General features: G+C 50.4%; 13 protein-coding genes. 11 read left to right on the plus strand and 2 right to left on the minus strand.

Going from position 1 to position 12,918, the window contains the following annotated elements; all coding sequences use genetic code 11:
* Window positions 1–79: 79 nt before the first annotated feature.
* Window positions 80–1,039 carry a hypothetical protein gene (locus EKM99_RS05940; protein ID WP_125581839.1) on the plus strand — a complete coding sequence of 320 codons (960 nt, stop codon included), beginning with the start codon at window positions 80–82 and terminating at the stop codon, window positions 1,037–1,039.
* Window positions 1,040–1,105: 66 nt separating this feature from the next.
* On the plus strand, window positions 1,106–1,720 hold the full coding sequence (locus tag EKM99_RS05945; RefSeq protein WP_125581841.1) for a DUF5776 domain-containing protein: 615 nt from the start codon (window positions 1,106–1,108) through the stop codon (window positions 1,718–1,720).
* Window positions 1,721–1,887: 167 nt separating this feature from the next.
* On the opposite strand, the gene EKM99_RS05950 is transcribed toward EKM99_RS05945, so the two are convergent.
* Window positions 1,888–3,228: an LPXTG cell wall anchor domain-containing protein gene (locus EKM99_RS05950; protein WP_125581843.1), complete on the minus strand. Its 1,341-nt coding sequence runs from the start codon at window positions 3,226–3,228 to the stop codon at window positions 1,888–1,890.
* A 384-nt stretch (window positions 3,229–3,612) separates the two neighbouring features.
* On the opposite strand from EKM99_RS05950, the gene EKM99_RS05955 reads away from it, so the two are divergent.
* From EKM99_RS05955 to EKM99_RS15780, 4 genes are all read left to right on the plus strand, one after another.
* Window positions 3,613–4,125: a tRNA (cytidine(34)-2'-O)-methyltransferase gene (locus EKM99_RS05955; protein ID WP_125581845.1), complete on the plus strand. Its 513-nt coding sequence runs from the start codon at window positions 3,613–3,615 to the stop codon at window positions 4,123–4,125.
* A gap of 18 nt (window positions 4,126–4,143) precedes the next feature.
* Complete coding sequence (locus tag EKM99_RS05960) at window positions 4,144–6,480, plus strand: DNA translocase FtsK (protein WP_125581847.1); 2,337 nt, start codon at window positions 4,144–4,146, stop codon at window positions 6,478–6,480.
* A gap of 125 nt (window positions 6,481–6,605) precedes the next feature.
* Complete coding sequence (locus EKM99_RS05965) at window positions 6,606–6,968, plus strand: hypothetical protein (protein WP_125581849.1); 363 nt, start codon at window positions 6,606–6,608, stop codon at window positions 6,966–6,968.
* A 134-nt stretch (window positions 6,969–7,102) separates the two neighbouring features.
* Window positions 7,103–7,303, plus strand: coding sequence for a hypothetical protein (locus tag EKM99_RS15780; protein WP_164511535.1), 201 nt, complete (start codon window positions 7,103–7,105; stop codon window positions 7,301–7,303).
* On the opposite strand, the gene EKM99_RS05970 is transcribed toward EKM99_RS15780, so the two are convergent.
* Window positions 7,292–7,414 carry a DUF4044 domain-containing protein gene (locus tag EKM99_RS05970; RefSeq protein ID WP_125577081.1) on the minus strand — a complete coding sequence of 41 codons (123 nt, stop codon included), beginning with the start codon at window positions 7,412–7,414 and terminating at the stop codon, window positions 7,292–7,294. The genes EKM99_RS15780 and EKM99_RS05970 overlap by 12 nt on opposite strands.
* Before the next feature lie 943 nt (window positions 7,415–8,357).
* Here EKM99_RS05970 and EKM99_RS05975 point away from each other — a divergent pair.
* The 5 genes from EKM99_RS05975 (at window position 8,358) to EKM99_RS05995 (ending at window position 12,914) form a co-directional block, all read left to right on the plus strand.
* Window positions 8,358–8,711: a DUF3397 family protein gene (locus tag EKM99_RS05975; protein WP_125581851.1), complete on the plus strand. Its 354-nt coding sequence runs from the start codon at window positions 8,358–8,360 to the stop codon at window positions 8,709–8,711.
* 201 nt (window positions 8,712–8,912) lie between these two features.
* The gene (mraZ, locus tag EKM99_RS05980; RefSeq protein ID WP_125581853.1) at window positions 8,913–9,344 is read left to right on the plus strand and encodes a division/cell wall cluster transcriptional repressor MraZ; all 432 of its coding nucleotides are present in this window, start codon (window positions 8,913–8,915) and stop codon (window positions 9,342–9,344) included.
* 22 nt (window positions 9,345–9,366) lie between these two features.
* Complete coding sequence (rsmH, locus tag EKM99_RS05985) at window positions 9,367–10,311, plus strand: 16S rRNA (cytosine(1402)-N(4))-methyltransferase RsmH (RefSeq protein ID WP_125581855.1); 945 nt, start codon at window positions 9,367–9,369, stop codon at window positions 10,309–10,311.
* Between the two features lie 42 nt (window positions 10,312–10,353).
* Window positions 10,354–10,755 carry a cell division protein FtsL gene (gene ftsL, locus EKM99_RS05990; RefSeq protein ID WP_125581857.1) on the plus strand — a complete coding sequence of 134 codons (402 nt, stop codon included), beginning with the start codon at window positions 10,354–10,356 and terminating at the stop codon, window positions 10,753–10,755.
* On the plus strand, window positions 10,755–12,914 hold the full coding sequence (locus EKM99_RS05995) for a penicillin-binding transpeptidase domain-containing protein (RefSeq protein ID WP_125581859.1): 2,160 nt from the start codon (window positions 10,755–10,757) through the stop codon (window positions 12,912–12,914). Before ftsL ends, EKM99_RS05995 begins: the two co-directional genes overlap by 1 nt.
* The last annotated feature ends 4 nt before the right edge of the window (window positions 12,915–12,918 follow it).

The following is a 12,918-nucleotide window of genomic DNA, read 5'->3' on the forward strand; positions in this document are numbered from 1 at the left end:
GGGCAATAAGTGTAAACATAGGTTATAATTAATTATGAAAACGGTTTCTTAAACTATGATAATTAGAGGGAGTGAAAAAATGAAATGGCGGCGATATTTGATAGCGGGGTGCGTTGGTTTATTGGTAGGGCTAATTGGCGTGAGTGGGCAACAAACACCTCACTATGTTCAGGCACAGGCGGATACCCAAGAGATTAGCTTTCAGGTGACCCCATTTGATGAGGATAATCCAAATGGCTTACCGCCTTATGGTATATCAGCTCAGGGGATGACTACGAGTGCGTTAAGAGTACCAACTTCAGGACCATCAATTACTACCTTGGTTGAGGTTAGTTCAGACAGTTTGACTAATCGAAAGGTGCTAGCCAGTTATACGGCTAATAGTAGCGATACTACGAGTCTAGGAAACGATATTCCTGCATACTACAGGACGATTTCTGATACAGATAATGGGATTTGGACGAGAGCTGATTTAGCTTATATCTATAAGCAACATGAACTAACGGATACTCAAAGTGCGGCAAATTTGAATGCATTAGACAATTTTAACGGCTATTGGAAAGATCTGCTGGAGGCTTCCGATACGGGTAATTTCGATTTGAACCGGTCGCCGTATACTTTAGATCAGCCAAAATTTGAGTCGCTGTTAGATGAGCAATTTGATCTACAAACGGGTACTGTGAATGTTCCGTGGAAGAAGTCGACTGCCAACATGACGGTCTTATTTAAGACCTCGGATGGTAGCACCTTACCAAATAAGTTAGAGGGAGCGGATGGTGCGCAGGTTCCGGAACCTAAGAAAGATATCACTGGATACCCAGGTGAAGTGGTCAACGATGAAGCCTTTATTCCAACGTTTACCGGTTACACAGCAGATAAGTCGTCCGTAACGTTCAACGCAGACGACAGCCAAACCGAAACGGTGGTCTACATCACGGACGCCGACCTTAAGACCACGACAATCCATTACCAGTACGCCGATGGCACGACCGCAGCACCGGACGCTGTGAAATATGGGTACAAGAATGCAACGGGTTAGGAACCCAGTTCAACGGTAACTTCGCCAACTATCACCGGTTTCACGGCTTCGCAGGCGTCCGTTCCCGTGAACTTTGACTACGCAGGGAAGACTGCCGACATAACGGTGACCTATACGAAGGCGGCCTCCGGATCCACGGGTAACTCTGCGGCGACGACCGATTCGTCTAGTACCAGTTCGACACCTGATGTAACAGCAAACAAGGCTGATGAGAAAGCGCCAGTTCAGAAAGAAACTATTTACGCGATTAAGAAATTGGGATTGTACCGTACGCCCAATTTTTCCAAGCAAACGCGAGAATTGTATTACGCTAAACGCACCCGGACTAACCGGCCCCAATTCGTAGTGACGGGGTATGCCCGTTCCAAGCAGGGCCGCTTGCGGTACAAGGTTGTGGATGTGAATCACGATAGGCGGACAGCTGGCAAAGTCGGGTACATCACGGCAAATGATGCTTTCACCACCGCAACCTATTACCAAAGCAATCCCAAACGGGTGAAGGTTCTGCGCGATGGGGTGAAGAGTTACCGTCAAGTTTCTTTGAAGACGGTCGGACACCGTTACCGGCAAGGTCAGGTCTTGAAAGTAAAGAAGCTGGTACGGTACCATTTGACGACTCGCCTGCTATTGCGCAACGGGGAATACGTTTCAGCGAATAAGACATTGAGTATTAAGCAGTAATACGATGTGTGATTTTCAGTTCTTAAACCATAACGTACCAAACAAAACGACCTTGGGACAGTAGTCTCAAGGTCGTTTGTTGTCACGTAGAGTTGTTTGAACAGGCTAGTGATCGTTAGGAACGTTGGAACGTCGGCAACGGTCACTGGTGAAAGGGGTGATTGGGGTTACTGTTTCCGGTCGCGAAGACCCAGAAATCCACCAAGTAAACTGGTCAGGAGTAAGACTGTGCCAGCGAGAACTACACCGTTAGACTGGTGGTCATTAGTCTGTGGCAGCGTGCCCGGCTTGTTTGCTGCTGAGCCGGTGGCTACTGGATTAGCCGTCGCTGATTGACTTGCTGAGGTTGTTCCAGCAGCTTGCGTTCCAGCGGTTGACCCGTTGGTGCCGCTTGTTCCAGATTGACTACCACCAGTTGGGGCAATGGTAGCGGATTGGCCGCCATTATTGCTGGTAGTGGTTGCAGGATGGTCAACACTTGGCTTGTTTTCAGATGATTGGTTGTAAACGTCTTCACCGGAAACGGAAGTCCCAGGGTGTTCAGGTTCTTGAGGTGTTACAGCTGGGGATTCAGTCCCTGGCTTTTCAGTCGTCCCAGAGCCATCGCCAGGGAAGTCGATGCCAGGTTGTTGGGTACCTGGTTTTTCAATACCAGGTTTCTCAGTACTTGGTGTTTCGGTCCCAGGGTTCTCTGTTCCGGGCTTCTCTGTTCCAGGATTTTCAGTTCCGGGCTTCTCAGTCCCGGGGTTTTCAGTCCCAGGTGTTTCGGTCCCAGGATTCTCAGTTCCGGGATTCTCAGTCCCAGGATTCTCAGTCCCAGGATTCTCAGTCCCAGGATTCTCGGTCCCAGGGTTCTCGGTCCCAGGGTTTTCGGTTCCAGGATTCTCGGTCCCAGGGTTTTCGGTCCCAGGGTTTTCAGTCCCAGGGTTTTCGGTTCCAGGATTCTCAGTCCCTGGATTTTCAATCCCTGGTGTCTCTGTCCCTGGGCCTTCAATTCCTGGACCTTCATTGCCAGGCCCGGGATCCACAACTGGTGGTGTAGTAACTTCTTCTTTGCCGGCTCCGTTGACCTCAAAAGTAATAAAGCCTTTCCGACTGTATTTCGGATTTGAAAAGTAACTGTTGAAGGTACTGTAGCCGACGTGACTATCCTTGGTCACGGTGGTCATCCCCGCCAAGACAACGTTGTCATTTCCAATCAGCTTAAACGACCGTGTGCGGGTGACGTTGACGTTACTAGGAATGTAGAATTCCATGGTGTCGCCGGAGACCATCTTTTCAGTTTTGGGGATGGCCCAACTGTATTTCACATCGTAAACGCCAGTCTTTGGCAGTACCACGGTGTGACTCATGACCTTGCCACCCGGGTCCGAGACAATTTTAGCGTCACGTGCATCGACTCCAGTTGCGGTAACGACTTTCGCCTGAGCCTTGATTGGGGACTCAAACAAGAAGATGGCTGCTAGGCTGGAGGTAACGAGTAACACGACTTTTGATTCTTTGCGCATAAATAATTCCTCCTTAGCAAAGCTTAACTACACCCACAACCTACCACGTTCAGGCGGGGGCTCCCAGTTATCAAGTTGGTTTGTTCAGTGACTAGCGATTGGCTAATCCTTGTATTGTCGCGGTTTACCATGTTCACTCTTGTGCAGACTGAATCAATGAGGTAGCTGGCTTGCTTTTGGGATAAGTCATTTTGAGGGTGAAAATATTGCTAAACGAGTTTGCTGCAAACTGATTATTAGTCGAAAATATTGGGGAACGACCATGGTGCGTTCGTGATGATGGCCCAATTATTTTGCCGCGCCAGCCCTTGTCAAAGGCCCCCCGGAATGGCTATAATAATGGAACAGAACGAATGTTTGATAACAGAACGGAGAAGAGAATTTATGAGCAATCACATTGCGTTATTTGAGCCCCTTTTTCCCGCCAACACGGGGAATATCGCCCGGACCTGTGCCGGGACCGACACCGTCTTAGACCTGATCAAGCCCCTCGGATTTTCCGTGGATGATGCCCACTTAAAACGGGCTGGCCTGGATTACTGGGACAAGGTGGATGTACGGTACCACGAGAACCTACCAGCCTTTCTGGCGTCGATTCCAGATCCGACCCAACTGTATTTGGTATCCAAATTTGCTGATCAGGACTATACCGAACCGGATTACAGCGTCAATGAGAACGATCACTATTTCCTCTTTGGGAAAGAAACGACGGGGCTGCCTGAACCCTTCATGCGCAAGCACGCTGAGAAATGTATTCGGATTCCACAAGACGACACCCACATTCGGGCCCTTAACCTGTCTAATAGTGCGGCCATCGTGATTTACGAAGTCCTGCGGCAACAGGCATTTCCCAACCTTGAACGGGTGCACACCTACCCACACGATAAATTAAAGTAAGCGAAAGGAGGCAGTCGGTTGGCTACCAAACGAAAAACGACCCGGCGCCGCACCACTAAGCGTAAGCCGGCTCGTCGTAAGACCACAAAAAAACAACCATTTCCTTATACGGCCAACGTGATTGGTTTAGTCCTGATTGCCTTAGCGGGCTTGGGCTTGTTCAATCTGGGACTATTGGGAACCCTGACGGCCGATCTTGTTCGGCTAGTTGTGGGGGATACCTATGAATTTGGGCTGATTCTCATCGCTGCGGTGGGGGTGACCTTGACCATCACCGGCCGACTGCCGAGCATTGCCCGGCACTACTGGCTCGGTAGTGGCCTGATTTATGGCGGTTGGCTCCTCTGGATGAGCGCCAATCACTTTATTGCGGTCGACATCCACAGTCAATTTCTCCCCGTCATTTGGAATGCAGGGCTGGCAGATCTCTTCAGCGGTGGCTTGACGTCGCAACTGGGTGGTGGCCTGGTGGGTACACTGTTGTTGAGTGTGATTGCTTGGCTGATTGCCCTGGTCGGCTCGCAGATAGCGGCCTGGCTAATTATGCTGGGGGGAGTCATTGTCTTCTTCCAGATTCCGCTGGCAAGTATCGAGCACTGGTTCCAGACCATCTGGGAGGCCTTACATTCCGGCCTCCAAGCCAGTGGCACCGCCCTGAAAAAGGGGGGCGAATTGGCCAAGGAGCGTCAGGCCAAGCGGGCTGAGAAGAAGCCGACCGTGACGACACCCAGGGATCCGGACAAGAAAGACTTGCCAGAACCTAAGCCACAACCGACCGTGCCCGTTGCGCCAGAAGAACCCAGTTACCACATCACTGTGGCGGCTGACGCAACTTCCAAGGCAGCGCCCAAGAGTGACGCGGGGAGTGATGAGGAGGCCGACGCAACAGCCGCCGCTTTGGCCAGCAGTACGCCGGTCGATCCCAATTACCAGTTACCCACGGCAGATCTGCTGAAACAGGTGCCACCAACCGACCAGACGGAAGAGGTCAACGCGATTGATGCCAATACTAAGATTTTAAAGCAAACGCTCGATAGCTTTGGCGTCGACGCCGAAGTGAAAAATGTGAGCTTAGGGCCCTCCGTGACCGAGTACGAACTGCACCCGGCCATTGGGGTCAAGGTGTCGCGGATTGTGAATTTAGCCGACGACCTCGCCTTAGCACTGGCCGCCAAAGGAATTCGGATTCAAGCGCCTATTCCCGGGAAGTCCCTGATTGGGATTGAAGTTCCGAACAAGGAAGTCTCAACCGTGTCGTTCCGCGACGTGGTTGAAGCTCAGCCAGCCCACCCCAACAAGCCACTCGAAGTCCCGCTGGGTCGCAACGTGACCGGGGAAGTGGTGACGATGGACCTCACGAAGATGCCGCACCTGCTGATTGCTGGGGCGACCGGGAGTGGGAAGTCCGTGGCCATCAACGGGATTATTACCAGTATGTTAATGAACGCCCGGCCGGACCAGCTGAAATTAATGCTGATTGACCCCAAAAAGGTTGAATTAAGCGTCTATAACGGCATTCCCCACCTGTTAACGCCGGTGGTCTCCGAACCCAAGAAGGCCGCCCGAGCGCTCCACAAGGTGGTTGCCGAAATGGAACGGCGCTACGAACTGTTCTCACAATTTGGGCAACGGAAAATTTCCGGTTATAACGCCTTTGTTCAGAAGGCCAACGCCGAGGACGACCAAGCCCGACCAACGTTGCCGTATATCGTGGTTGTCGTGGATGAATTGGCGGACTTGATGATGACGGTTTCGAGCGAAGTCGAAGACGCCATCATTCGCTTAGCCCAAATGGGGCGGGCCGCCGGGGCCCACATGATCCTGGCCACGCAACGGCCATCCGTTGATGTCATTACCGGTCTGATCAAGGCCAACGTGCCATCACGAATTGCCTTTGCCGTGTCCAGTGGAATTGATTCCCGAACCATTTTAGATGCCAACGGGGCCGAAAAGCTCTTGGGTCGCGGGGACATGTTGTATCAACCGGTCGATGCCAATTCACCGGTGCGGGTCCAAGGGGCCTTTATTCCGGACGATGACGTGGCGAACGTGGTCGATTTCATCAAGCAACAACAGTCCGCGGACTACGACGAGGACATGATGGTGACCGACGAAGAGCTACAACAGGAGGATGCCGGTGACAGCGATGATGAGTTGTTCGACGATGCGTTAAAATTCGTGGTCGAGCAACAAAAGGCTAGCACGTCATTGCTCCAACGGAAGTTCCGCATCGGGTATAATCGCGCCGCTCGCATCATGGATGACCTGGAACAACGCGGGTACATTGGCCCACAAGAGGGCAGTAAGCCGCGGCAAGTTTACAAGCAAGCGGATCCTGATCAACCCACTGATTAATGTTCTGAATGACGTGGGATTTGTAATTCAAATGTCTTTACTTAGTCTCTCCCAGGCCGCCTAATTCGTTGGTGGTCATAGTCATCAGGCGTATTCTGATGACTAAGTGGGGGGAGGCTTTTTGCATGGAATTGGGAACGTGGTCGGATTGGTTCGAAGCGGTGGGCGAGCTCCTGGCAGTCGTGGTCGCGTTGTTTTTGCCCGTATATCAGGAGCGCAAGCAAAAACGGCTGACACGGCAACGGGTAAAAAACAATATTCAGCGGTTGGTTCAGTCCTTGCTCAGCACAGCGCGAGCCAATCGCGAATGGGAGACGGATTTTCAGACGTTACAGACCTTGATGCGGTTGTACGGCGCCTTGCTAACGGATGAGCGGGGAGAACCCATCGTCTCGCTGGGGGAACAACTGGTGGTCGCCATCGCGGAACCAAGCCCGGACCAGGCGGTAATTAAGGATTTGTTAGCAGAACTAGCAGCGTGTAAATAACAAAAAAACGTGGTCACTACCAGTCGAAAGGGATTGGGCGTGATCACGTTTTTAAAGTTTGTGAACCAAATAATAAGTTAAGTGACTGACTTAACGGGCGATTAAAAACCCAGCCGTCAAGCAATCAACTCAGAATGGATACAAAATTAATTAATATTCGTTTACACGCTGATTTATGCGAGTTGCGGGTTGTGCTGGAGAGAGGCACGTATAGAAAAATTTACTCGCCAACGTTGTTGTTCCCGTGGTTTTTCACAACGGGTGGTTCTCAAGGCAGAAAAAAAGCCGCCAACATTCAAGTGAATGCGACGACGAGACTGGGATTAGCCCATTAAGCCAAGTGACGAAATGGCACCGAAAACCAGTGAGCCAATGGTTGCGATAATCATGATCCAAACAAACACGTTCGTAATTTTTTGGAATGTTGATTTTTTCTTTTTTTCCATGTGGGAGTAGCCACCTCTTTGCGTCTAGATTACTCAATTAGTTTACCGTGGCAAGGCTTGAATTGCAACCGCCACGCAAAAAACTTCTAGTAGAAATCTAGGCTGAAAGCGACAACATTGTGTGTAACTGCCGGCTTGCCGTTCGCCAAATTTAGGTCGGAACGCTGTGGGCAGGACGCTACCAGCCTGAAAAGTGGTCTGCCAGCTCGCGTTGAACCGCCCAAATCGCGTTTCAAAGTCACCATTTTCCAAGCAAACCCACTTGAAAAATCCCACGGCTGAACCTAAATTTGGCTCACTCACGCTTACATTGCTCGTATCAACAACTAGGTGTTGAATGCGGCTACATCTTTTCCGCCTGCGGTAATGGCATGTAATTCCCGTTACAGTGGGGCTAGAGATTCCCGCAGTTGAAATCAATCGTGCATCAGTCCATGATAATTTTGACGGTTGTAAAAAAGGTTAAAAATTTTGTGATGTGCCAACCAGCGATTGCAACGACTAGGAGAATTCCCTATAATTAAACGGAGTCATCATTGTTCAGGTAATTCTAGGAGAGCAAAAACGATAAGGCGTTGACTTGCTACAATGAATGGGCATTTCGTAATGGTAGTCAACAACGTTCAATGTGGCGTTGACGTGGGTTCTAAGCCTACGTTCTAGTTAAGCACAGTCAAGAGCCGAAGGAAGCCAGGGACGTAGCCAGCTGTGTCGGTGGTGTTGTCTGAGGTCTTTTCTCAGACTACAGCACGGGACGATCTTGGAGACGTGCGGGTTATCACGGCTTCAAGTCGAGGTGGAAGCCCGTTTCTCAGGCTGGAACCGGCCCCATAGCAGGCGGAGTCCCTGGAAGCCGCAGGTGGCCAATTATTCACAACCTAATCACTCATGCAACTTAAGCAAATGCAAAGTCAAGAACATTGAAGCAGTAGGGGGAAGCGACATGGCGTTTTGGACATCACCAGCTGGAACATTGGCCATCCTGGTCATCGGCTGGCTAATCATCCGGGGAATCAAGCGGCTGTTCCGCAAGCATTGGCCGGCACAACTCAACACCTGGGATCTGATGACCCCGCTGCTGATTGTCGGGTCACTGATTTTGATTCCGGCCGGCGCGGGCGTGATCATCCCCTGGTTAATCATTGGCTGGATGGCTATTGGTATCGGGGTGACGCTTTTGCAGGCGATACACAACAAAGAGTTACTTTACAGCACTTTTTTCCGGACATTCTGGCGATTGACCGACTTGTATTGGACCGCCGGATTCATTATCTGTTTTTTACTCGTAATTAGCTAGATTTATGCATAAATATTAATTTTTTTGACTATCAACTCATTTTAAGTAAGCGTTATAAAACGCTCTAAGCCACGGTGAACAGGTGTTCGCCGTGGCTTTTTTAAGTTTTGTGGGGAAATTTATAAAAATTCGGAAACGTTGTGGTAGAAAGTGGGGGGGTGTGGTAAACTTGGTGATAGTTACAAATGGGAGTGATTGGCTATGTTTATGGGCGAGTTTGAACATTCTATCGACACCAAAGGCCGGCTGATCATTCCCGCCAAGTTTCGGGAGCAATTAGGCGAGCAATTTGTCGTCACTCGGGGGATGGATGGCTGTTTATTCGGCTACCCAATGCCAGAGTGGGGTGCGCTGCAAGAAAAGTTGAAAGCCTTGCCAGTTAATCGCAAGGACGCCCGGGCCTTTGTCCGGTTCTTCTATTCAGCAGCGACGGAATGTGAGCTTGATAAGCAGGGCCGGATCAATTTACCCAAATCACTCCGAGACCACGCAGCGTTAACTAAACAATGTGTGATTGTCGGGGTTGCTAACCGATTTGAAATTTGGAGCGCCGAACGGTGGCAGGATTTCTCTACCACGGCAGAAGAAGACTTCGACGATATTGCTGAAAATCTCATTGATTTTGGCATGTAGCGTTTAGGAAAGGAGAGTGTTTATGGAAAACTTTCATCACGTAACGGTTTTGCTCAAAGAAGCGGTGGCTGGATTAGCCATTAAGCCAACTGGTATCTACGTTGACTGCACTCTCGGTGGCGGCGGTCACAGCGAGCGAATCTTAGAGCAACTGACGACCGGTCACTTGTACGCCTTTGACCAAGATCAAACGGCCATTACTTATAACCAAGAACACTTAAAAAAATACATCGAAGAGGGTAAATTAACCTTCATCAAGAGCAACTTTCGGGACATCAAGGAACAGCTCAATCAACTGGGGATTACCGCAGTCGATGGCATCCTGTATGACTTGGGGGTTTCCTCACCACAGTTTGACGAGGCAGATCGCGGTTTCAGCTACCAGCACGACGCCCCGTTAGACATGCGGATGGATCAGAGCCAAAAGTTAACGGCCTGGATTGTGGTCAATGAATGGGAATTCAACGACCTCATGCGAATTTTCCACCGTTACGGCGAAGAAAAATTTGCGAAGCCGATTGCCAGGGCCATTGAACGGCACCGGGCAACGGCCCCGATTGATACCACCGGCCAACTGGTCGACATCATCAAGGAAGGTATTCCCGCGGCGGCTCGTCGTCACGGTGGCCATCCTGCCAAGAAGGTTTTCCAAGCTATCCGTATCGCCGTCAACGACGAACTGGGGGCCCTGGAGGACTCATTGGAACAGGCCATATCGTTAATTGATTTGAACGGTCGGGTCAGCGTGATTACCTTCCAGTCCTTGGAAGATCGCCTGGTCAAGACCATGTTCCGGGAAAACTCCTCCCTGCCAGACTTACCGCAGGGGTTACCCGTCATTCCGGACAACCTGCAACCTAATTATCAACTCGTCAATCGCAAGCCTATCTTGCCGTCTGAGGAAGAACTTGCGGTGAACCACCGCGCCCACAGCGCAAAGTTACGAATTTTAGAAAAAATTAAGTAGTCAAACAAATTCATATAATTCGACATAGGAAGATGATTATTTATGGCGCAAAATAATTTAGCTGAAGCGGTTCCCCTCAGTGCGGAACCCCAACAACGCCCAAACATAGAACAACCCCAACGACAGGCTCAGCCGCAGCTTAATCCGCAGCAGCATCCCAACAGCCACAAGTTGCCGATCTCAAAATTTGAAAAATGCTTATTAACCGCGTGCGGTCTAGTCTTGGCCGTCATGATGGTTTGTGTTGTGTCCGCCAAGATTACGACGACCAACGCACAGCACAATTTGCAGAGCATTAACAGCCGCATTACGACCGTGCAGAATCACAACACGAATGCGCAGCAACAGATTAATGAGTTGCAGAGTCGGAGCCGTCTTGATAAAATTGCTAAAAAACAAGGCTTGAGTCTCCAAAATGCCAGAATAAGGAATGTAAACAAATAATGAAAGATTCCCACGAGCGTCAAACGACCAATAAGCAACCTAGCAGGAACCGTAAGAGTTTTGGGCGGTTTCTGTTTTACGCCATCTGCGTGTTGTTTATTTTTGTCGTTTGCCGCTTTTCGTATATTGCGATTGGTAAAAGCATTCAGAACGTCAATTTGAGTAGCCAGGCCCAGAAGCTGTACACCGCTAACGAGACCCTCAAAGCCAAACGGGGGACCATTTATGATGCCAACGGCCAGGCGATTGCCGAAGATACCAGTGTGTATTCCATTTACGTGGTGCTGGATAAGCGGCAAGTTGGCCTGAACGGGCAGAAGCTGTACGCAACCAACAAGCAAAAGATTGCGCGGGTCCTGGCCAAGTATTTACCAATCACCAAGAAGAAGGCGCTCAAGGCGTTGAACCCTAGCAATAAGAACACGTTCCAGGTTGAATTTGGAACGGCGGGGCAAAACATTTCGTTGACGACTAAGCAGAACATCCAGAAGGCCCATTTAAGCGGGGTCAATTTTGTTCAACAGGAAGCGCGACTGTACCCTAACGGCATCTTCGCCTCCCACCTGATTGGGTTAGCCGAGTCCAAGACCAGCAAGTCTGGTGAAACGACCTTAACCGGGACTATGGGCCTCGAGCAGGCGTTTAACAAACAACTGACCGGGACAAATGGATCGCAGAAAATCAAGAAGGATATGTACGGTTACCAGTTGCCTGGGACTAAGCAAAAGTCCAAGAAGGCTAAGAACGGCGACAACGTCTACACCACTTTGGACACCCGGTTACAGACGCTGCTGGAAACGGAAATGAGTAGCGTTCAGAGTCAGGTTAAGGCCAACTCGATGAACGCCGTCCTGATGAATGCCAAGACGGGGGCCATTTTAGCGGCAACCCAACGGCCAACGTTTAACGCGTCGACCAAGGCTGGATTGAGCCAGATTTGGCGCGACACCTTGGTTCAGGATGCCTACGAACCCGGGTCAACCATGAAGGTCTTCACGCTGGGGGCCTCAATCGATAGCGGCAATTACAACGGGAACGCGACCTACCAATCTGGGAAATACGCGATCGGCAGTCAGACTGTTCCAGACTGGAACACCTCTGGTTGGGGAACGATTACCTATAACAAGGGGTTTGCGCTGTCCAGTAACGTGGCCATGGCGCACCTGGAACAACAGATGGGTGCCAAGACCTGGCGGAAATACATCAACCGGTTCCACTTCCTGAAGAGCACGAATTCCGGCTTGCCAGGTGAATTGACCGGGAGCATTGCTTTTAAACGGCCGATCGAACAGGCCGACACGTCATTTGGTCAAGGGATTCAAGTCACGTTCTTCCAGATGCTCCAGGCATTGACCGCCGTCAGCAACAATGGGAAAATGATGAAGCCTTACGTGATTAGTAAGGTGACCGATCCGAACACCAACAAGACGGTCGCTAAGTACTCGCCGAAAGAGGTGGGTAACCCCATTTCAGCCAAAACGGCTAAAGCGGTTCGGAAACACATGGAAGATGTTGTCTATAAGAGTTATGGTATTGGGAGTGACTACAAGATGAGCGGGGAACGGGTCGCTGTTAAGACCGGTACCGCGCAAGTCAGTAATGGGAGTGGGTATTTGACCGGTGACGACAGTTATCTGTATTCCGTCGCCGCCATGGTGCCCGCAAGCAATCCGAAATACGTGATGTACATCACCATGAAACAACCTCACTTGGGGAGTAAGACCGCGACACAGTTACTGGCTTCGATCATGAAACCAGTGATGGCCCGTGCCTTACAAGAAGATGCACAAACGAAGAGTACCAGTAGCGCCAAGATGCCAGCGGTGACCGGTAAAGCAACAACCAGTGCCACGACGGCGTTGACCAAGATTGGCGCCACGGTCACCACGTTGGGGACCGGTAGTAAGGTCTTGAGCCAGTCCGTGAAGACTGGAACAACGCTTTACAGTGGCCAACGGATTTTCTTGAAGACGGGTGGTACGGTTGCCTTACCAAGTTTAACCGGCTGGTCCAAGGGTGATGTGGTAAAATTAGCACAGATAGAAGGTTTGAAACTGACCGTGTCCGGTGACGGGTACGTGACCAAGCAAAGTGTGAAGGCAGGAACCACTGTCGGCTCGGGTGCTGGTCTCACGGTTACTTTGAAACAAAATAAATGAGAAT

It is taken from the genome of Levilactobacillus cerevisiae, from assembly GCF_003946245.1.
Lineage (GTDB): Bacteria > Bacillota > Bacilli > Lactobacillales > Lactobacillaceae > Levilactobacillus > Levilactobacillus cerevisiae.